Annotated in this window: 12 protein-coding genes; 8 read left to right on the top strand and 4 right to left on the bottom strand. The window is 42.5% G+C overall.

The features are described 5' to 3' along the window. Window positions 1-190: 190 nt before the first annotated feature. Together RCH20_RS06395 and RCH20_RS06390 are read left to right on the top strand one after the other, a co-directional pair. The gene (locus tag RCH20_RS06395) at window positions 191-1,309 is read left to right on the top strand and encodes a helix-turn-helix transcriptional regulator (protein ID WP_327192980.1); all 1,119 of its coding nucleotides are present in this window, start codon (window positions 191-193) and stop codon (window positions 1,307-1,309) included. 102 nt (window positions 1,310-1,411) lie between these two features. Then, window positions 1,412-2,080 carry a TerD family protein gene (locus tag RCH20_RS06390; protein ID WP_209957875.1) on the top strand — a complete coding sequence of 223 codons (669 nt, stop codon included), beginning with the start codon at window positions 1,412-1,414 and terminating at the stop codon, window positions 2,078-2,080. A gap of 77 nt (window positions 2,081-2,157) precedes the next feature. Here RCH20_RS06390 and RCH20_RS06385 read toward each other — a convergent pair whose 3' ends face one another. Next, the gene (locus RCH20_RS06385; RefSeq protein WP_327192979.1) at window positions 2,158-3,138 is read right to left on the bottom strand and encodes an ion transporter; all 981 of its coding nucleotides are present in this window, start codon (window positions 3,136-3,138) and stop codon (window positions 2,158-2,160) included. A 751-nt stretch (window positions 3,139-3,889) separates the two neighbouring features. On the opposite strand from RCH20_RS06385, the gene RCH20_RS06380 reads away from it, so the two are divergent. Then, window positions 3,890-4,516, top strand: a complete 627-nt coding sequence (locus tag RCH20_RS06380; protein WP_327192978.1) for an OmpW/AlkL family protein — start codon at window positions 3,890-3,892, stop codon at window positions 4,514-4,516. Between the two features lie 173 nt (window positions 4,517-4,689). Here the strand turns inward: RCH20_RS06380 and RCH20_RS06375 are convergent, their stop codons facing one another. Both RCH20_RS06375 and aceE read right to left on the bottom strand, forming a co-directional pair. Next, complete coding sequence (locus tag RCH20_RS06375) at window positions 4,690-6,441, bottom strand: 2-oxo acid dehydrogenase subunit E2 (RefSeq protein ID WP_327192977.1); 1,752 nt, start codon at window positions 6,439-6,441, stop codon at window positions 4,690-4,692. A 41-nt stretch (window positions 6,442-6,482) separates the two neighbouring features. Further along, window positions 6,483-9,296 (bottom strand): pyruvate dehydrogenase (acetyl-transferring), homodimeric type, encoded by a 2,814-nt coding sequence (gene aceE, locus RCH20_RS06370; RefSeq protein ID WP_327192976.1) that lies wholly within the window; start codon window positions 9,294-9,296, stop codon window positions 6,483-6,485. Between the two features lie 678 nt (window positions 9,297-9,974). Here aceE and RCH20_RS06365 point away from each other — a divergent pair. The 5 genes from RCH20_RS06365 (at window position 9,975) to RCH20_RS06345 (ending at window position 22,333) form a co-directional block, all read left to right on the top strand. Beyond that, a complete protein-coding gene (locus RCH20_RS06365) occupies window positions 9,975-12,026 on the top strand; it encodes a hypothetical protein (protein WP_327192975.1) in 2,052 nt (683 codons plus the stop codon). Window positions 12,027-13,133: 1,107 nt separating this feature from the next. Then, window positions 13,134-13,598 carry a hypothetical protein gene (locus RCH20_RS06360; protein ID WP_327192974.1) on the top strand — a complete coding sequence of 155 codons (465 nt, stop codon included), beginning with the start codon at window positions 13,134-13,136 and terminating at the stop codon, window positions 13,596-13,598. A gap of 78 nt (window positions 13,599-13,676) precedes the next feature. Further along, window positions 13,677-15,782, top strand: a complete 2,106-nt coding sequence (locus RCH20_RS06355) for a hypothetical protein (protein ID WP_327192973.1) — start codon at window positions 13,677-13,679, stop codon at window positions 15,780-15,782. 168 nt (window positions 15,783-15,950) lie between these two features. Further along, entirely contained in the window at window positions 15,951-21,236 is a 5,286-nt protein-coding gene (locus tag RCH20_RS06350; RefSeq protein ID WP_327192972.1) for a hypothetical protein, read from the top strand. 140 nt (window positions 21,237-21,376) lie between these two features. Then, window positions 21,377-22,333, top strand: a complete 957-nt coding sequence (locus tag RCH20_RS06345) for a hypothetical protein (protein ID WP_327192971.1) — start codon at window positions 21,377-21,379, stop codon at window positions 22,331-22,333. A 118-nt stretch (window positions 22,334-22,451) separates the two neighbouring features. On the opposite strand, the gene RCH20_RS06340 is transcribed toward RCH20_RS06345, so the two are convergent. Beyond that, window positions 22,452-23,144, bottom strand: coding sequence for a TetR/AcrR family transcriptional regulator (locus RCH20_RS06340; protein ID WP_209957896.1), 693 nt, complete (start codon window positions 23,142-23,144; stop codon window positions 22,452-22,454). Window positions 23,145-23,187: the final 43 nt, after the last annotated feature.

Raw genomic sequence — 23,187 nt, 5'->3', positions numbered from 1 at the left:
TAGTTAGAAAGATATAAAGGCAAAAATCTTAACAGAAAGATCCTATTCGATACTAATACCATGTTCAGAAATCGAGGATAACGCAAAAATCGAATGCAGGCTCTACAACGAGTAGGCTTAACAAATTTGACAGCGTTAGCTTATTTTTTGGGTATTGGTATAAGATTAACTTTATAAAGGTTATCTCTTAATGACTGTACAGAATACTGACGCCGATAGCCTCAAGGTTCGACAGCCTGCTAGTGAGCCGCAAACTGATACCCTGCCAGTTTCGGCTAATAACGTCTCTGAAGATATAGCTGATAGTCGACACGGGGCTGCAACCACTGCGCGTCAGTGGCAAGTACTGTCGCAGCTACAGCGTAATCGTTGGGTGGGCACTACCCATGTATATGAGCAGCTGAGCTTAGCAGGCTTTGACATCAGCTTACGCACTGTGCAAAGAGACTTAAACGCTTTAGCCAAACGCTTTCCTATCGAAAAGAATAATGCCAATCCGCAGGGCTGGCGCTGGGAAGAAGACGCACCTTTGCAGAGTTTACCGCATATGAACCTATCACAAGCGGTTGCCTTTAACATGGTCGAAGCCAATCTGACCCAACTGCTGCCCCCTGCTATTTTAGGGGAACTGTTTCCGTGGTTCGATTTGGCGCGGCGACAACTCAAAAATAGCAAGGTGACTCATTCATGGATTGACAGAGTACGTATTGAACCGGCTACCCAACCTTTAATTGCGCCACATATCGATTTGGACAGTAAAGATAATATTTACCATGCCCTATTTTATCAGTTACAAATCAAAGCCTGCTATACCCGCAGTAACAAATCGCAAGCCGGTGAGTATGTATTAAACCCCATTGCCATCATTCAACGCGGGGTCATTATTTATCTGCTGGCGACCCGCACCGATGACCCAGATGCTATCATTCGTACCTTTGCCTTACATCGATTTGCCAGTGTTGAGATACTTGATAGTACCGCACAGACCCCTGATAACTTTCATTTAGACAGCTACTTGGATGCCGGTGGTATGGGCTTTACCCACCCCTTACTCAGTCAGCTACCCGATCACGGCAAAAATACGGCGATCGAGCTGACATTTACCAAAAAAGCCGGTAAGAGCCTTACTGAAAGTAAGCTCAGCGACGACCAAACAGTGATCATGAATGACGATGACACCCTCACGATAAATACGACAGTTAACTTGAACTCTCAGTTAGTGTGGTGGCTACGCGGTTTCGGTAAAGGACTATTAGATGCCAAACCATCGCTACTTTATCAAGTCGTATTAGACTTAGATGTTGAATAGCCGTTATAGCCCCTTATTTATAGGCAGCGTCAAGAAACAATGTATATAAGCCAGTGACAACAGCCCCTTAAAAATAAAAATTAAGCATCCAAAAGGAATATTATGTCGACCGCTACCCCATCATCGCCTACGTCACCACCGCTCATTTCAGGCAGTTTGGCTGCGCTTGGCTTGACAGCCGATACTTTATTTTTTAGTTTAAATTATAAATTTACCAAGACTGACCCGAAAGGTATGATGAAGCGTTTCAAACAAAATCAAGGAACGATTGATCTTGATTTGGCTTGCGTGCTATATGATGACAAGTGCACCATAAACGATATAGTATGGTTCAAGCAGTTGCGCGATAAAAGTGAAACAGTAAGGCATCAAGGGGATAGCCTAGACGGCAAAGATCGCGGCGAACAAGCACTGTATCATGCGCCGCTAGATCAAGAGCAAATTCGCTTGTATCTAAATAAAATTCCAGCACACATTAACCACATTGGCTTGATAGCCAGCTCGTACTACGGTCAACCATTCAGAGCAGTTGATAGTGGTGAAATGCATCTTAGTGATGATGAAGGCAACCGCGCTTTTGAAGTGTCTCTGAAGCAGCTGCCACACGGCTGTAGCGCCATTTGGATAGCCAGTTTACGCCGCGAAGTGGATGACTGGCATTTAACGCTACAAAACTTGCCATTAACCGATACTGATATACAAAAAGCGGCGCAACAAGTCGCACATGAACTTGCCCGCGCCCTGCCAATGCCACAAACAGCTCGTGAATAATTTGACTATTATTACTATCGCCGATATGGATTGCCTTAACTGTTCGTAACCCTTAATCAAACCTTAAAGACATCAACTTACTCTAGCGCTTCCCCGCAATGCGGGCAAAAATTCTTTTTCTGCACGTCTTTTTCTCGGCGTTCAAGCGATTGCTCCCGTAGTACCTGGAGCACAATATCTTGTGCCTGCTCTTTATCCAAGCCCAGCTCACGACGAATTTTATCGATCATACTTTGATTTTGTACCAAATCAAAATCACCATCGACTAAGAGTTCGCGAAACTGTTGTTCCAACTCATCACGGCGTTGGCTTAACTCATTGGCCAAACCCGTCGCCAAAATACCGGCTGGCAGTGCTGCCAGACCCACACCTAATATCGTGATAATCGCACCTAATATCTTACCTGCAGTGGTAATCGGTATGACGTCGCCATAACCAACCGTGGTCAGGGTGACCACCGCCCACCACATAGCCTTAGGTATCGACTCAAACTCCTCCGGCTGGGCATGGTTTTCGACTAAATAAATACCACTAGAGGCCGTCACAATCATAATAATTAAGATAAAAATAACCGCTTGAAATGAGCCTTTCTCTTTGCTGATAACCACCAATAAAATACGCATGGAGGCAAAATAGCGGGTCAGCTTAAGAATGCGGAACAAACGTAGAATACGTAAGAAACGTAAATCAATACTGACGAAGAAGTTTAAGAAAGCGGGGGCAATGGCTATCAAATCAATGAGAGCCGAAGGGCTTCTCAACCAATCCCAACGTTGCCGCCAGGTGGTATTGTCAGGCTTGGCTTCAGCCACGCTCCATAAGCGCAGTGAATACTCAATAGAAAACACCACGATAGAAAAATTCTCAAACCAAGTAAAGTAGCTTTGATTGGGGTAGTACCACTGATCAACAGACTCCGCAATCACTGCGGCTACATTGGTCATGATTAAAAGAATTAGAAAATAGTCAACGTAACGACTGAACAAGGTGTCGTGGTCATCATTTTGCAAAATATTATAAACAAAATGACGCAAGCGCCGTATAGATTGGAATATCATGCCGTCCCTATGCGGTGCAATACCGGTCTTATAGTAATAAAGAATGAGGCAGAAACAATAAGAACTGTTTTATTTCAGCCGCCAAGTGACTTAAGTTACCACGATATCGTTATAAGATAGTGATATAAGGATCAAGTATAGCTATAAAAACAGTATTTGCCCTATCTAAATCTAGCAGATTAACACTGCTACTTAAGAAATTAATTTTAAAAACTATCGTTAAAAAATTTTCTTAAACCGATTGCCACTCGCCTTGAAATACTTGCAGATTATAGTGGTTATGCAAGACCAGTGTAATAAATGTAGACCAGAGCCAGCACAATTAGCACCATTACTAACAAAGCCAACTGTAAAACCCGTTGATCAACATGTGAACCATCACGCTGCTGCTGAGCAGGTAATAAATACAGTCTGCACTCAGAACAACATTGGTCAACTTGATTTAGCATTATCATTGAGCGCGCATTGGCACAACGAAGTGGTGAGTTACTGCAGTAGCCGAGCATAATATATGACTGATTCCTTGCTGTAGGTTATGTAAAAATGGGCTCTAGAGCACCTACAATAATAGGTTATTAAGTGAATGTTACTAAATTATATCTAAATCCTTACAGTTAATAAGGGTTTTGTATTATAATGAAGTGGTGATGTTACCAGTTAATTTATAACAATAACATCATGTATCGGTAACTAATGTCATCCCTCATTAGGTATTTATCGGCAATCATTTATTACCTTAAGGAACCAATTAATGAAACTACAATCCCTAGTTTTAGCGACTGCTGCTGCTCTCACAATGACCACCACCTTTGCGATACCTGCTGGTACTTGGACAGTCGCTGCTGGCGCACACTATGTTGACCCTAAAAGTGATAATGGTACTTTAGATAATATTTTAAGCGTTAAAATTGATGATGATATTCGTCCAACCATCAGTGGTGAGTACTTTATCGCTAATAACGTTGGTATTGAATTACTAGCGGCAATTCCATTTCATCATGACTTTACCTTAAATGATGCTGATGGTAATAAGATACTCACAGGTAAAACTCAACATCTACCCCCTACTCTTTCTGTACAGTATCATTTTGACGGCTATAATATGCCTTTAAATATTAAGCCGTTTGTTGGTGTTGGTGTCAACTATACAACTTTCTTTAAAGAAAGAATTTCTACTGGTGGTGATTTAGATCTTGACGATAGCGTTGGCGTAGCCGGTCATATCGGTCTTGATATTCCATTTGCGCCAACTGAAGCTTTCCGTATTGATGCCCGCTATATGGACATCAAAACTGATGCTAGCTTAGATGGTGCAGATATTGGTGAAATCGATATCAGTCCTTGGGTTTACGGCGTTGCTTTTGTTAAAACTTTCTAATATAACATAAAGTAATATGAATGAAAAAAGCCGGCTATATGCTGGCTTTTTTGTGTCTATTATTTTATACAATGAGTATTTCATCCAAGCTTTTATTAAATATTAGACGTAAAAAAGACCGTCCATGGACAGTCCTTTTTATTATCAGTATGGTTATTAAGCGATCAAACAGCCTATAGCAAGATACGGCGTGGATCGGCAAGTAGACCGGCGACATAACGAGTAAATACCGCAGCATCAGCACCGTTAATGACTCGATGATCATAAGATAGTGACAAGGGCAACATCAGGCGTGGTTCAAAGGTTTGCTTGGCAGCATTCCAATGCGGCTGCATAGTTGCTTCTGAAGCGCCTAAAATAGCCACTTGTGGCCAGTTGACCAGTGGTGTAAATGCCGTACCACCTAAGATACCTTGGCTTGAAATCGTGAAGCTGGCACCTTGCAAATCTTTAGTGCTTAACTTTTTATCACGTGCTTTTACTGCCAGCTCACCAATTTCAATGGCAATCTGCTTGATACCTTTATCTTGCGCATTTTTGATGACCGGGACAATCAGACCATCATCAGTGGCCACCGCAATACCCATATTCACGCTTTTACGCAGAATCACTTGGGTATTGTCATCACTTAAATGACTGTTAAAGCGTGGATGTTGAGTCAGCGCATAAGCCGTCGCTTTGACGATAAAGGCTAGAATAGTCAGGCCAATACCTTGGGCTTTCATACCCCCTTTTAGTTCACCACGTAGCTTCTCAGTTTCAGTGATATCAGAGACGTCGAACTGGGTCACTTGCGGTAAATAGGTGTTGTAATTGAGCTGCGGTATAGAGACTTTTTGCAAACGCGTGAGGTCTGTGGTTTCGGTCTCGCCCCAAATCTCAACATTGCTCATGTCAGGCAGTTTTGGCAAACTTGTGCTGGCAACACTAACGCTAGCAGGGGCTGCTTGCGGAGTAGTCAAACTATTTTTGACGTGTGCAAACAGATCTTCTTTTAGGATACGATTATTCAACGCTGAACCATTGACTTGGGTGATGTCCACACCCAATTGACGAGCTAGCTTACGTACTGCAGGACCAGCATATACTTCGGCTGCCTTATCATTAACCTGAGCTTCTGTTAACTTACTATCCGCAGTGTTCGTAGGCGCGTTATTGACCACAGGTGTAGATTTAACGGCAGCTGGTTTTGGTTCGTCTGTGGTTTGCGGTGCAGCCGTAGCAGCTTGTTTAGGCGTTGCAGCTTCTTCAACCTTAGGTGTGTCAGCTTGCTCATTGCTAGTGGCAGCTGCACTACTAACGATAATAATAAAGTCTTGGCCATTAGCCACCATGTCACCGGCTTTTACTAATATTTTTTCAATTCTGCCGGCTTCGGGCGCAGGCACTTCGACTGACGCTTTATCAGACTCAATCAACAAGATTGATTGATCGGCACTGACCATATCGCCTTCGCTGACCATAATCTCCGACACTTCTGCTTCATCAACACCTAGATCTGGTAGCGCATGCGTAGTCGCTGTCCCTGCTGTAGTAGCAGAAGATGATGAACGGTCTTCAGTAGCAACAGCAGCTTGGTCGTCGCTACTATTGTCGTTATTATCATTATCACTTTTGTCGCTATTAGCAGTCTCACTGTCTTTCTTAGAGTCAGTCACATCAGCGCTTGCGTCATTAGCATCTGAGCTATCGCTATCCGCATCGCTATCGAGCTCAATGAGTACCATGCCTTCACTGACTTGATCGCCAACAGCAACATTAATCTTGGTAATTTTACCACCAGCGGAACTCGGTACTTCTACCGAGGCTTTATCAGATTCTAGTAGGATAATATTATCGTCTTTTGCGATAACATCACCAACACTAACCATAATCTCACTGACTTCGGCGCTATCGACACCCAAATCGGGGGCTTTAATATCCATCCTTATTCTCCTTATCTTAAGATTGCCTTGTCTTATAGGTTTTATTCTGTGACGTCATCATCATTGAGTAAAGTGGCATCGGCTTGGTCTTCAGCACGGCCTTCATTACTAATTTCGTCATCGTCTTCACTGACAAACTCAGGGACAGGATTCGGATTCACATTACCAGGTGCTGGTGCATCTGGAGAATGGTCATAATAAGGCTGCTGCTGCCATGCAGGTGGTAGATCGACATCAATACCCAAGCTTGAAATAGCATCTTTTACCAAGCGCATTTCTACTTCGCCTTCGTCAGCTAAGCGTTTAAGCGTGGCAACAACAATATGCGCAGCATCAACGTTGAAGAAGCTGCGTAATTGCTCACGGCTATCAGAGCGACCATAACCATCCGTACCCAAGGTGGTATAAGGACGATTATCAGGTAACCAGGCTCGGATTTGCTCTGAGTAGTTGCGCATATAATCCGTTGCTGCCACTACGATACCTTCGTGCGGCGCAAGCTGTTCTGTAACCCATGGCACGCGCTCTTCATCCATTGGATGTAGACGGTTATAGTCATCACAGACCATACCATCGCGAGTCAGCTCATTAAAGCTGGTCACACTCCAAACGTTAGCAGTAATATTAAACTCGTCTTGTAGTATTTTCGCCGCTTTTTGTACTTCGCGTAGGATAACACCAGAACCCAGTAGCTGTACTTGGGTTGAACCATTGTCTTCTAACAGATACATGCCGCGTTTGATGCCTTCTTCAGCACCCTCTGGCATTGCAGGTTGCTCATAGTTTTCATTCATCAAGGTCAAGTAATAATAGACCCGCTCGCCTTCACCATACATACGGCGCAGGCCATCATGCATCACCACTGCTAGCTCATAGCCAAAGCAAGGATCATAAGACACACAGTTAGGTACCACGTTGAATAAGATTTGTGAATGGCCATCTTGATGCTGCAAGCCTTCACCGTTTAGAGTGGTACGACCAGCCGTTGCGCCTAGTAAGAAGCCTTGCGCTTGACAGTCACCTGCGGCCCATGCCAAATCACCAATACGCTGGAAACCAAACATAGAGTAGTAAATGTACATCGGAATCATCGGTAACGCATTGACAGAATAGCTGGTTGCTAATGCAATCCAAGTACTCATGGCGCCTGCTTCGTTAATACCTTCTTCTAGCATGTGGCCGTCGATGGCTTCTTTGTAGCCCATTAACGCTTCGCTGTCTTCTGGAGTATATTTCTGGCCAACAGCAGAATAGATACCCAATTGACGGAACATGCCTTCTAGACCAAAGGTACGTGCTTCATCAGGAACGATTGGCACGACACGATCTTGAATGTCTTTATTTTTCAGCATCGCTGATAGTAGACGCACAAATACCATCGTGGTCGATTGCTCTTTTCCTTTACTACCCTGAAGCACACGATCAAAAATAGACAGCTCAGGAATGTCTAAAGGAATATGACCACTACGGCGATTGGGTAAATGACCCCCTAACGCTTCACGGCGACCTTTAAGATATTTCATCTCCGCTGAGCCCTCTTCAGGACGATAAAACGGTAGAGTCTCTAACTGCTCGTCAGTAAAGGGTAAATCAAAGCGATCACGGAAATACATCAAGGCTTCTTGATCCAACTTTTTGATTTGATGCGATTTGTTGACCGCTTGGGTTTGGGTAGACAAGCCATAACCCTTGACTGTTTTTGCTAGAATAACTGTTGGCTGACCTTTGGTTTTCATCGCTTCGCTAAAGGCGGCGTAGACTTTCATTGGATCATGACCGCCACGGTTTAGGCTTGAAATATCCTCATTAGATAACTCATTAGCCATTTCCTCAAGTTCTGGATATTTACCAAAGAACTCTTTGCGTACAAAATCAGGGTCACGCGCTTCGTATAATTGATACTCACCGTCAACCGATTCTTCCATGCGATGTTTGAGGACACCGGTAGAATCATTGGCCAATAGACTATCCCATTTACCGCCCCAAACGACTTTTATTACTCGCCAGCCTGCGCCGCGGAATACGGATTCTAGTTCTTGAATGATCTTACCATTACCGCGTACTGGGCCATCAAGACGTTGTAAGTTACAGTTGACCACCCAAATCAGGTTGTCCAGCTTTTCACGGCCAGCAAGAGAAATTGCGCCTAAGCTTTCTGGCTCATCGGTCTCACCATCACCCAAGAAAGTCCAAATCTTGCGGCCTTCTTTTTCAAGCAAGCCACGGTTTTCCATATAGCGATGCACATGGGCATGATAGATCGACATAATGGGACCAATACCCATTGAGACAGTCGGGAACTGCCAGTAATCCGGCATCAAGTACGGATGCGGATAACTTGATAAACCTTTACCGCCCACTTCACGACGGAAGTTATCGAGCTGCTCTTCAGTCAAGCGGCCTTCTAAATAAGAGCGCGCGTAGATACCTGGTGCTGAGTGACCTTGATAATAGATCATGTCACCGCCGAAATGATCGCTCGCGGCACGGAAAAAATGGTTAAAACCGGTTTCATAAAGAGTAGCACTAGACGCAAACGTCGCTAAGTGACCCCCTAGATCATCATCATTTTTATTCGCGCGCATGACCATCGCTAAAGCGTTATAACGAATTAAAGCGCGAATTTTGCGTTCGATAGCCAAGTCACCGGGATACATGGGCTCGTCTTCAACCGCGATAGTATTGATGTAAGCGGTATCAAGACGATTAAACGGCAGTCCTTCTTGCACCGCCATATTGTATAAAGCTTTTAGCAAAAACTGGGCACGATCTTTATCAGCATGTTTGATAACGGACTCAAAAGCTTCCAACCATTCCTGCGTTTCGGTGCTGTCAGCATCCTTATAATAATTCATCTTTGTTAATCCTTTTATATCAGTCATACCTACCTAATGGCAGGGTCTTATTAAATAGTGTGTAATGAGATACCGGATTACTTACGACTTCCTTGCTACGCTCAAGCATTCCATTGTCTTATGCGGTCTATATATAGCTAGGTCATACAAAATAGTGGCAGTGTGCATTAGCATACGTGTTAAATGAGCATAATGATAAAATAGACCGTACAGTTAATGCCGTATATTCGGTCGTTAAATTATTATCAGGGTCTATTATAGGCGTTTATGGCCCAATTGTTTATAGCTGTAGAGAAATGAAGATATAACAAGTATTTTTGAAATAAATAGTGATTAGTGTTTTTAGAAATGTTTATTAGAAATAACATTAAGGAATTGGTATTATCGTAAATGATAAAGAAATCTGAACACCACACTATCTGCTTGAATACTGTTTCACTTTCACGTTGGCACATAGCGCCTATAATAAAAATTAAATGGGGTTTTCATAAAAGTATTTGACAACGTTATATACTGATGACTCAATTAAGGCCATTGAGTATAATACTTATATCTAGAGTATTGGTCGTTCATACCCTCTAAATAAACGTTCATCTTGTTTTTGTATCTCAACTCCCTGTTGAATATTATAATTGCATACGACCATTTTAATATTGTGCGACCGTTACTGGAGTTATGATGAATTTGTCTGCTAAGATATTGGAATTAAGATTCAAGGTCACTCGTTGGATAGCACTATCTTTCATACTAATACTCTTGCCCAGTTATTCGGTACTAGCAGCAGTCACGTGTGATGCTGGTTTTATACCTGATAATTTTGCAAACTCAGATTATACCAATCTAGCACCTAATACTTCCCCACCTACTCCCAAGAGCAATCAAAATATCATTGGTGTTGAAGATGAGAGCTACCTCGTTGCTTCTAACATTTTGGTTACTGATGGCTCCTTAAATGCTGGATCGACAAACACTTATCAATCAGTAACAGCTAGAGGAGATCAAGTATTTGAGTTCTTTCAAGACTTCGCTGACGAAACAAGCACCCGCACTGTATCATATACCTTTAAGAACAAGTTTACCGGTCAACCTCAAGCACTTGATAAGGTAAGCTTAAGTATATTTGATTTAGATTCAAACATTACAAGGTTTTTTTTCGTTGAATACTTTAATTATTTTGACCAGGTTACCATAACTGGTGTTACCTCCCCAGGGACAGTAATTAGTCCAGCTGTAACGTATAAAGGCCAAACAATAACCAACTCCGCGCCTTATCGTCAAACAAGCACCACGAGTGATTTTTCATGTAGTAGTTTAGATGACAGGTGCAAAGTCTCAGTAACTTTCGATCAGCCTGTGATTAAGGTGGATGTAACCTATGGCAATCGCCCTAACGTAGATTATTCTCGTAGAAGTAGGAATGGTGATCCTGGTAATCAACTTATATATATCGAATTCGATGGTTACTGCTACCAGCCGCAGCCGCGATTGACTTATACCAAAAAACTTTCTGCTCCTCGTAAGACAGATACTGATGAGTTTGTGGTTCAAATAAAAGATACCGTTAACAATACGGTAATAACCAGTGATATTACTACGACCACCACAGCAGGTGAAGGTAATACCGTCACTAACGGAACAGGTACGACAGGAACATTCAAAGTTGATCCCACCAAAACTTATATCTTAACAGAAGCTATAGCAGGAACCACGAACTTAAGGGATTATACTGCCTCATACATGTGTAAAAAGTCAGACGGTACAACCGTGACGACTTTAGACCCAAAGAACTTAAAGCTCACTTATGGAGACAATTGGTCGTGCACAATTACCAATGGTAGACCTAATTATACCTTCTCAGGTATAGTTTTTAATGATAATGGTGGTATTACAGACAGTAGTGCCAATAGACAAAATATTTCTCCTACTTTTACGGGTAATAGTAGCTATTTTAACGGAGCTTATGATGGTGCAACTGAGTCAGGTATATATAACAGCAACTTACGAGTACGTTTGACGGACTGTAGTGGTAATAACATCACGACAACTTCGGCCAACCCTCAAACGGTTTCAAGTGCTCAGGCTACTATAGGTAGATATAACTTCATGGTATCGCCTAGTGTGCTAGCAAATAGAACAAAGGTCTGCCTAGTGGAAAGTGAGCCCAGCTCGTGGGACTATACAATAGATACGACCTCTAATACCGAAGAGGTTACGCTCGTAGCAAATGTTTATGATTATAGAACCGAAATAAATACTACTGGAACGTTCATTCGCAATTTAGATTTTGGTGAAGTAAAAGGCAATAATACCGCCTTGGTACTGATAAAGTCACAGTATGTCCATGAATGTAACGACACCCTAAATTACCAGAGTGTTAGTGATAATCCTAACCCAACAGTAGGTTTCAGCGTCAATCCTATCAATGATGTCAGCCCAGGAAACTGTATTGCTTACCGAATTCAGTCTTACAACCGTGGCCATGTCAGTCTTCAGCAGGTACAAATTAATGATAAGCTACAAAGCATCCCTGTTAGATCCTCATTTCAGCGACCTACTCCCTTATTTCTTCCAGCATCAGTAGGTAACCCTACGGTCGCTTACGGTACCAATGGCGAAATTCAATCTAATCAATTCAGCTTAGCTGCAACTCCTTCAGGTAGTACGCAGCCGCAGCCAAACTCGGCAACACTATATTTTAATACTAAATATGGCACCACCCAATCGGATTAATCTGCAGGTGGTGTTTGATTATGGTCTCTCATCACTTTTAATCTTATATTGCAGCCACACCAACACATAAACCAGATTCAACTTATCAAACAGACACTTTTATAATTACAAGTGTCTGTTTTTTTATTCAACTAAAATATGCATCTCGTCATAATGTATATATCCTTAATAAACATTATTAATACTTATTCACTACGGTACATCAACAAGTGACGCTACCAGGTAGAACGTTCCCAATATTCTTACAGGTAACAACGAGTGCCTTGATGGCTTATTTGATCGCGATAAAAAACTAGGATTAGCAAATAGCAATCTGACTGTAACGACAATAATATTGCCACTAGCTCCTCCTATTCGTAGACCGTATCAAGTGCAAAGCTACCTTATTTCAATACAGTTTTACTGTTCAGTCAGACTTCTTATCAAATGAGACTTGGATCTGTTTGATTGGGTCAAAATCAAGCTCTTGGCTATATAGCTTTGCTACAACTGCTAGCACTCATAAATTTGCATTAGCAGAAAATACTTACAATTATGACTGAAGAAAGCTATCGGGTAATATCGCTCGTGATTTCGACTTCTGTGGGGTTGAAGAAGAATAGAGCGATAATATCCGATAAGTTTAACTTGATAAAACATCTATTTTTCTAAACAAATGTCAAAAGTAATATTTTATATTTTAATAGTAAATATGACTCTATATAGTCTAAGTAGTTGTGAAACTTTACTGAATTATCATTTTGTAGTGGAATCAATTATATTGCTTTAATTATATTCTGATGCCTAAATAACATGGTTTTAAGTGAATATATATTTATAGCTTCTCGTATTATCCTCTCCAAAAGTATTAAATGAATAATAAACAAAACCATGATCACCGTTAAGCGGCTCTTTACTTCCACTTGTCAGGTTTAAGACCTATAACACGACGTTTGTTATTATTTTGACAGCATATAATTATATAATAAGCACAACACACTCTAAAAATACATCATTTATACAGATAGTACTAACTCGCTTTAACTGCCACTTGTATCACTTTCTTATTTGGTGCCGTACAGCTTGCTGTTTATGCCTCTTAACAATCATTAATTCTAGGAATTTAAAATGATTATGACCTATCCATTAAAAAAAATCATGACGGCTGGTATTACTAGCTTAGTCTTATTGAGTGCTGCTCATGCTGATGACGCCCTAAAAATGGAGCTGACAGCTAACAAAGTTATTAAAAATACCGAGGGTAAAGTTAGTTATTTACCAGTCCGTACTGCTCCAACGGGTACTGTTATTCAGTACAAAGCAACCTATACCAATACCGTAAATGAAAGCATCAACGACTTAGCCGTGACTTTACCTATTCCCGCTAATATGACTTTTACTGGTGACGTATATCCTAGCAGCGCCCAAGCAAGTATCGACGGCAAGAACTATGCCGATATGCCGTTGATGCGCAAAGTCGATGGCAAAATGGTTAAAATCCCATTATCCGAATACCGTACCTTACGTTGGGACATCAAGCTCTTACCAGCGAATAAATCTGCAGCTGTGGCGCTTAATACCATCGTTGATTAATACGATCATTGATTAAAGCAGCCCAGTTACCATCCTTGAATCCCAACCTCTAAACCTTTTCCTATTTCGGAGTCTTATATGAGATCAAACATTTTTAATTACAGCTTATTAGCTGTCGGAATCGCTGCAGTGCTAGGCATTAGTTCTACTGCTAATGCAGCCCCAGGGGACCCAGCCGGCACTACCGGAACTAATACAAGCGTAGACATCACTAACCAAGCAAGCGCCAGCTATAACGTCAGCGACCAAGAGCAGCCTGTGGTTCTATCTAATATAGTAAAAATCACTGTATCAGAACAGGTAGCCTTCACATTGAGTGCTGATAATGACGATACATCAGAGGGTGGTATACAATTTGATGATAAAAACCAGAACGAAGAAGTGGCGCCTAATGGGTACGCTGTCTTTGAGCATACGTTGACCAACACTGGTAACCGTACCGACACCTATACTATATCACTGGCCGCAAATGACCCAAAATATGATACGCCTAACTCTACTGTCTCATTTAAGGTATATAAAGCGGATGGAACAACGGTAGTTCGTTCTGCCGACGATGTCTCCTTCGCAAATATTAATGGCAGAGAATCCGAACTAGAAAAGGGGCAGTATGTTAAGTTTATTATCAATGCCAAAACCATTAATAATAAAGGTGGGGACAAGCCACCACTAACCATATCTGCCAAGAGTAAAGCCTTAACTGATAACGGGGCACCAGTTAACACACTTACTAATAATAACAGCTCATTCACTAAGCTCCCTACCTTTGGTATCGTTAAGACCATTACTAATGGCCTAGATCTCAATGATCTTACTGATACCGCCGAGTATCAGATTGTAGTGACCAACGAAAGCACTACCTTTAGTGCTGATGCTACTGAAGTTAATATCGCAGATTTTCTGCCACCTGGTCTAATTATGGCAGAAAACCTAACAGCTAATAATATCACGGTCAGTAGTAGTGATACTACTAAAGGCACTATCACTGCCGGTAATGCAGAAACTGATGGCTTCAAAGTTACTGGTATCAATATCCCAGTAGGTCAAAAAACAACCTTCCTCTTTAAAGTAAAGCAAGGTGGCTCAGGTGTGCTTGTTCCTGCAGAGGCCGTTAACCACGTAACAGTCACCGATGACTTGGATAATGCTGCGACTGATGGTAATACGCTTATCGATAGTACAGACAAAACCAAAGAACAAAACGTTACTGAGTTCTACCCTACTGCCGAGATTAATAACGTTAATGGTCAGGCTCCGGCTAATACAGGTGATGACTCAACTGTACCCTTACTGACCATCAAACGTGCTCTAACTCTACTTGGTATCACTACTAGGGAAATTGCACCGACCTCAGGTACTGCTGGTCAAGTCACTCATACAACAGTCATCACCAACACGGGTAAAGACGTCGAGGGCAGTAAGGCCGGCGAGTTAACGTTCACTATCACTGATAATGACGGCACCGTGCGAGATGCAGTTAATATAGAACCTGGTAGCGTCACTGTCACTTATGATGCTGATGGTGCTGGCGCTGATGCTGCAGGACAGCCAATTGATATTCGCGTTACAGTTGTAAATGGTGTAAATGTATATGACATTAAAGATGCTTTAACTGATGGTATAGCACCTAACGCCACAGCAACTATTGATTATAAAGTGTCATCACTTAAAGCACAGATCTTCACTCCATTGAACTCTACTACTCCTACATTTGAAAACACCATTGTTACCTTGATTCCAAAGCTAGAAGGCGCACCTACAATACCTCCAGTAACAGATGTAACAACGGTACGCGGCTTAGTGCTGCTCAAAACCCAAGCGATAGATAAAACTTGTAGCGGTAGTGCAACAACATTCGTTTCTACACCTCTTACTGATGATGATGGTGCTAAGCCTGGTGAGTGTATTATTTATAAAGTCCAAGCTCAAAACACCTCTTCTGCTGATGCGAGCTCTTCAACAGGGGTAGGGTTTGATATTACCAATATAGTTATCTTAGACGCATTCTCCAACTTTGAGAATGAAGCTGACTATGAAGTAGACTCTGTAACTACTACTAAGGGTACAGCGGCTCAGAATTCAGATAATGTTACGACTACTATTGATACCTTAGCGCCTCAAGAAACGGCAACCATGCAGTTTTCAGTCAAAATCAAAACCGCTCGTGTGATTACAACACCATAAACTTAACTTGAGATTACAACTTTCAACTTAAATTAAACTTTTAATTTCAGCGTATATTTTTAAAGTCTATAAGTATCTACAGGTACTTATAGATATTCCCTAGCCTGGATTTACTTAGGCTAGAGGAATCTAGCACTCCCTCATTTTGTTTTATTGGATAAGCGACATATGACAGCTCATTTAATGACATCGTCTAAACACATGCCATTGCGCACCGCTAAGGTCTCTGCGTTGACGCTAGCTATGTTTCTTATGCAATCAAATACCGCCCTAGCCGCACCTAACCCTCTGCTACAGTTCATCGAAAATACGGCTAACGCCAGCTATGTTGTTAACAACGGTACTAACTTTAATCTAAGTAGCACTTCTAACCAAGTGAGTGTCCAGTCGTCTGAGTTTGGCGAATATGATATTGAGTTAAAAAAAGCCACGTTACAAACCGTAGCGCCAGGTGATAAAGTTTACTGGAAAAACGAGTTAGTAAATAAAAGTTCTAATGGGGTTTTGAATGTCGAGATTTCACTTGAGAAAGAATCTGCATTATCTGGCTTACAATTCTACGTTGATATCAATAAAAATGGTAAGCTTGATGGTGACGAAAAATGGTTACCTAGTGGCAGCCAAATTCAAATCAAACATGGTGCTTCGGAAAGCCTTGATCTAATCATCCGAGCTCTAACTAATGATAGTACAACCGATAAAGATAAGATTACGGTTGGTGCAATTGTCGTTGACGATCCGTCAGTAAATCCCGCATCAGCCAAAGCGACCAATAGCTTAATTATCGTTAAGCCGCGCCTTGACTTTATGCTCTTTTCGTTCAATGGCTATAGAAACACGCCGCAACAAGTCGGCGAAGATGTCTTTCTTGAGGCCAGTTATGCACAGTGTAACTTTAATCCTGATAAACCTGACCAAGTTTGGATCACTATTAAGTCAACCAATCCACCAACTGGGAGCGGAGATACTTATTCACTAAAAGCGACTGAGACTGGCAATAACTCTGGTAAGTATCAAATATCGGCTCCAACAGAAAACAACGCCAATGCCATTGATGACAAAATCATCCAGACGCTACAAGGGGATAATCTACTCGCGACACTGACTGACTGTATCAAAGAAGACGGTACAAGAGAAAAAATCACAGAAAATATTAGTAGTAATATCGTTATCACTAACGAGGAGCCAAGTTTACAGGTTACCAAGGAAGGCAACGTAAGAACCGCTGAGCTTGGCGACTATGTGAACTACACCATTAATGTCAAAAATGACGGTAAAGAAACCGCCTATGACGTTAAGCTAAAAGACGCATTGCCGCGCGGCTTTGACTATGTCCAAGACACTATGCGTTACATAAAAACTGAAAATGGTGTAAAAATTGATAAAACTCAGACTTCTGAATTTAAGACTGAAGGTAAATATCAAGTCTTAAGCTTAGGTGATATGGGAAAAGATGACACGGCAGACATTACTTATCGCGTGTTGATTGGCTCATCAGCATTAGGCGGTGACGGTATCAACCGTGCCGTTGCTCATGGCCGTGATGAGAATGATAAAACCCTCTCATCAATGGAGGCGCAATGGCCAATTGACGTCAGCCGTGGAGTGATGAATACTGATGGCATCATCGTCGGTAAAATCTACCATGACATCAATCGCGACGGTATCCAACAAAAAGAAGATGGCGAGCTTGGCGTTGCTGGCGTGCGTATTTATATGGAAAACGGTAGCTTTGTGGTCACTGATCCTGAAGGGAAATATAATTTTTATGGGATTAGTGCCAAAACTCACGTCTTAAAAGTCGATAGCACCACCCTACCTAGAGAAACAGAACTAATTATCCAAAGCAACCGTAACGCTGGTGATGCCGGTAGCCGCTTTGTCGATCTCAAATACGGCGAGCTACATCGTGCTGACTTTGCTATTGTCGGCGGCATGGCAGACAGTACTGAGCGCTTAAACCAAGAGCTGGTTGCCCGTAGCAAGAGCATTAGTGCTAAAAATGATAGCTTAGAGCAAGCGGTTAAAAGCGAGCTGACCCTAGATCCTGATTATAATCGCGATTATAAAGATAACGTTGATGCCACTGGCTGTAAGTCTAACGATATATTAGATCAAGGCATTCAATGTGACTCAGCGATAGTAGCTGACATGGTCAATCCTAGCGCTGCACGTGTCGATATGAGCATTACGACTGTTGCTCCCCCAGTAGAGAAAGAGCTCGAAGAATATTTAAAAGAAGTGGCTAACAACGACGTTGCCTTTATTAATTTATCAGCAGATCAACAGCTTAATACCTACAAGCAGATGGTACAAGTACAAGCACCACTGGGATCGAACTTCACCCTTTATGCCAATGATAAAGCAGTGTCTGAGGAACAAATCGGTAAAACTGCCAAGCAGCAAAAACAAAACGTTACCGCCTTTGATTATTATGCAGTAGATCTAAAACGTGGACGCAATACCCTACGCGGCGTCGCAACTGATATAAATGGTAAAGTCATCTCTGAGAAGACCATTGAGGTCTTAACGCCAGATAGTTTGCAAGCCATCGACTATCGTACCCAAGAGCAGTTGGTACAAGCAGATGGCGTCAGCGAATATCAAATAGTTATTAGTTTAAAAGATCGTGACAACCGTCCGTATATCGCTTCAACCCCGATCACTATTGATACCAATATCGGCCGTATCAACCTAACAGACAGCAGCAAAGACCAAGCGGGCACGCAAGTTACTGTAAATGGCGGCGAGCTGTTAGTTTCCGTAATTGCGCCTAGTGTACCGGGTAAAGGCGAGTTGGTAGTTGATACTGGCAGCAGTAAGCAAGTGATTCCGCTACAGTTCACCGCCAAATTGCGTCCTCTTATCGCCGTCGGTATTGTTGAAGGTGCGATATCGCTCAAGGACTTCGACGGTGGAAGTATTACTGATGCGCAAGGCGCGTTCGAACAAGAGCTGAAGGAGTTTGCCGGTAATGACGACTATTCCGCGACTGGCCGCGCCGCGATGTTTCTTAAAGGTAAAGTACGTGGCGACTATCTGCTCACTTTGTCTTATGACAGCGACAAAAAAGGCGAGCGCCTGTTCCGTGATATCGAGCCGGGCGAGTATTATCCTGTGTATGGCGACTCATCAGCCAAAGGCTTTGATGCGCAATCTACTAGCAAGCTTTATGTGCGCTTAGATAAGGGTCGCTCATTCGCGATGTATGGCGACCTAAAAACCCAAATTGATAACGATGATGGTATCAAGCTGGGTCAATATAATCGTACTTTAACCGGTGCAAAAGCCCAATATGAGGACAGCAATACTCGTATTACCACGTTTATCGCCGAGACCAGCTCTTCACAGCGGGTTAATGAGACTCGTGGCCTAGGTATTTCCGGCCCGTATCCGCTGGCCGAAAACTTCGATGCAGTGTTAGAGAACTCTGAGACCATAGAAATTATCACCCGTGATGCTAATAATTCGGGACTTATCATTCGCCGCGAGACCCTTACCCGCTTCGCTGATTATGAAATCGATCCGATCAGCCGTAGCTTATATCTGAAAGCGCCGATTGCTAGCCAAGACATTGACGGTAACCCTATTTATCTGCGCGTGACTGTGGAAGTGGACGAAGGTGGCGAAAAATATTGGGTCGGCGGTATAGCAGGCAAACAGCAACTGACTGGGAAAGTAGCTATTGGCGGCAGCTATATCAATAGTGATGACCCGCTGAATAAAGAACAGCTTGCCAGCATTAATAGTGTGGTTAAAATTAACAATACCTTAAAACTGGTGGCGGAATATGCGAAAAGTAAAGCTGAGGATCCCAATTACCAACCAAGTAATCAAATTAATACAAAGTCATTAAATGATAGTAATACTGAAGGCAATGCATTACGTATCGAACTGGACTACGATAATAAAAAGAATACCCGTGCCAAAGCTTACTATAACGACGCCGATATAGGCTTCGTTACTGGTGCCTCACCCTTAACCGCTGGCCGTACCGAATCCGGGGTGGAAGTCACTCATGCATTAGCCAATAAAAAAACCGCGCTAAAAATCGAAGGCGTACGCACCACAGACCATACTACTGAAGCCAGCCGCGAAGGGGTACAAGCCAGCGTTGAGCAAAGATTGAGCAAAAATATCGTTGGTGAAGTGGGTGTACGTTACTATAAGCAACAAGCCACCGCCGCCTCGCGTAATATCCAAGCAGCAACCGACGTAGTAGATGTCACTGATGATACTGTTTTTAACGACGACATCATCAATCAGTCGGCGCTTAATGGCGTTAGTAGTGCAGAGAAAGATATCGAAGGCACCACTGCCCGCGCCCGTGTTACTGCCCGTTTGCCCAAGCTAAATAAAGCGTTGGTATTTGCCGAATACGAGCAAGATATCAACCATAGCTCGCGTAATGCTACCTCTATCGGTGGTGAAACCCCACTAGGTAACCTTGGTCGCCTTTATGCACGCCATGATTTAATCAATAGCTTATCAGGCAGTTACGGTCTGGATGATACCGATGAACGTCAACGCACGGTGGTTGGTTTTGACGCCACTTATATGAAAGATGGCAAAGTTTATAGCGAATACCGCATGCGTGATGCTATTGATGCTCGCGAAGCCGAAGCCGCTATCGGCCTCAAGAACAAATGGTATGTCCAAAAAGGCTTAACGGTAAACACACTATTCGAGCGGGTTGAGTCGCTCGAAGGTGAAGAAGACAGTACTGCGACCGCCGCCGGTTTTGGGGTTGAGTACCTGGCGAAAGAAAACTACAAAGCGTCAGGTCGTTTTGAGAAACGCTGGGGCGATACCAGTGATACCTTGCTTGGTAGCGCAGGTATTGCTTATCGCTATACTGACGACATTACTCTACTGGCTAAAGATATCTATTCACGGGTTGATTATGACGATGGTAACCGTACCATTAACCGCTTTCAGCTTGGTGCAGCTTATCGCGACTATGATAGCAATCAGCTCGATATGCTCGCCAAACTTGAATATCGCCTAGATGATAATCAAACAGGTACTGATCCATACCAAAAAGACGCCATTGTTTGGTCATGGAGTGGTAATTATCATCCGACTCGCCCGTTAACGTTGTCAGGTCATTATGCCGGTAAGTATACAGAGTACGGCGCCGATAATATCACCAGCGATAACACCGCCCATGCCGCTTATGCGCGTGGTCTCTATGACATCAATGAGCGCTGGGATGTTGGCTTGCAAGCGGGTACCTATTGGAATAAGCAAGCGAATGACCTAGCTTATATGCTTGGCGCCGAGGTGGGCTACAGCCCTATGACTAACTTATGGCTATCACTGGGCTATAACTTTATGGGCTTTGAAGATGAGGACATTGCTTATGATGATAGCACTCAAGAAGGCGCTTACTTCAGAGTACGCTTTAAGTTTGATGAAGATCTATTTAAAGGTACTGATCCACGCAAAAATTAGCGCTTACACGATAAGTCTACACTAAAGCTAACATAACCTTATAGACGGTTATAATTTGCTCATAATTTATAGCTATTGTCATAAAATTACTTTATAGCTAATGAGCCGTTAACGGCTCATTATAATCCAAGGCTGGCATTATGCTTGACTCTAAGAATTCAGCGATTAACTCAGTAGCTAACAAACTGCCTCGTTTATTACAACTCTCACAAAAGTCCTCGTTATCAGTATTACTGCTACTAGCATTTATGCCATCTGTGCAAGCAGCAAATAATAATAACGCTAGCAATGTCTCCACGGCTGCTGCTGATACCTTGAAAGCTCAGACCACTGCGTGTCATAACAACATAGAAGCACAAACGTCACGTGCAAAGATTCAAAGTTTAAGGCGTCAGAATATAGACTGTATGCTCACACAACTAGGTGATTATCGGCTTGGGCAAGACTCCTATCAAGTTGAACAAGACAATCGACCACCAGATATTCTGTCACCACGTGAGCAATACCTTGCCTATAAAGCTCAAGCTTGGTTGAATTATGCCTCTCATGAAGACAGTATTAGTAGTCGCTCAGCTGCAGGCGAGTATGCTCTACAAAGTGGCACCTCTATCCTGACAGCGCTGCAAAACAATAACGATCAGAGCCTCCACATAACGACCGACATTCCACCGACCTCTGCTTTGATGCGACCAGATCTTTGGGCGACTTTAACGGCTTTAAAAGACAGTGGCGGTATAACGACTGCACCACGTGAGCTGGCGTTTAGTGAAGTGGCCTTAATATGGGCAGCCGCCAACCATTATAAATATGGTTGGCGGCAGTCAGGTAGCCACTTCCGCATGGCTGATCGCTGGCTAGAACAAGCTCGCGAAGCTTATATTAATACTCATGACTCGCACCTAAATGTAAAACTTGAAAGCTTAATAAACCAGTATTATAAGCAATTTTCACTCTTAGATCCGAGCGACGATATTTGTCGTGGACAGGCATTACCGATGCTGCTACCAACGTTACATACCGAAATTAACCGTACTTTGTCGGTCGCACAAACGGACGCTATTTCCATCTCAACTGCAAACGGTCGCGTTATTTATTAGACTTTGTTTGTTAGGCGTTGTTTGTGACGCCATTAGTTTATAGCTACTAAGAACTGACAAAAAAGAACCGGCATAGAGCCGGTTCTTTTAATTATATTAGGCGTATGGTACTACCAAATTAGCGATTTTTACGTGGCAGCTTTTCTGGTAAATAACAACGCAAATAAGCGATAGAGGCGGTATTGGCTTCTTGCAAATAGCTATCAGTGATACTTTCATGATGACGATAAGATAACGTGAATATGCCGTTGACAATGCTATAAGTGACTAACAAAACATCTTCAATATCTTCAAATACTGGCATCTCATAGCGTTCTGACAAACGCTTATAGACCAATTGAACTATTTGATAGTCAATATCTTCACCGAAACTATCACCTTCAAAATCTGGTGTATTGGTTCCATATACCAGCTTAGCTTTAGTCTCGTCATTGCGGAAAATCTGTACGCAACGTTCAATCAAAGCCGTCAAATAAGCTTGCCATCTGTCATAATTCACAGTCTCGACTGTGGTCAGTACTTCTAGGATGTCAATAGCATTTAAAAAGCGTAGCGCTAAGAATATCGCTTCGATGTTTGGGAAGAAATGATAGGCAGAAGCTCTTGGAATACCCGCTTCTTCGCAGACAGCAGCTAGAGTAATGTCATTAATAGATTGAGTTTCACTCAGCTTTTTGGCACCCATCAATAACTTTTGACGGCGTACGCGGCCTTGCTGGCTGGTAAATTTAAATTTATTAGGTACCAGCTTTTTTGCCAGCTCGGAATCTACTAATACATCTTCAATTTTGTCGTCTTTATTTTCGCTCATTATAAACCTCTCGATGTTACGCCTTATTTACAGGGTATATTTT

Source organism: Psychrobacter sp. PL15, assembly GCF_035984995.1.
Classification (GTDB): domain Bacteria; phylum Pseudomonadota; class Gammaproteobacteria; order Pseudomonadales; family Moraxellaceae; genus Psychrobacter.
This window is presented reverse-complemented; position numbering and strand designations above follow the sequence as displayed.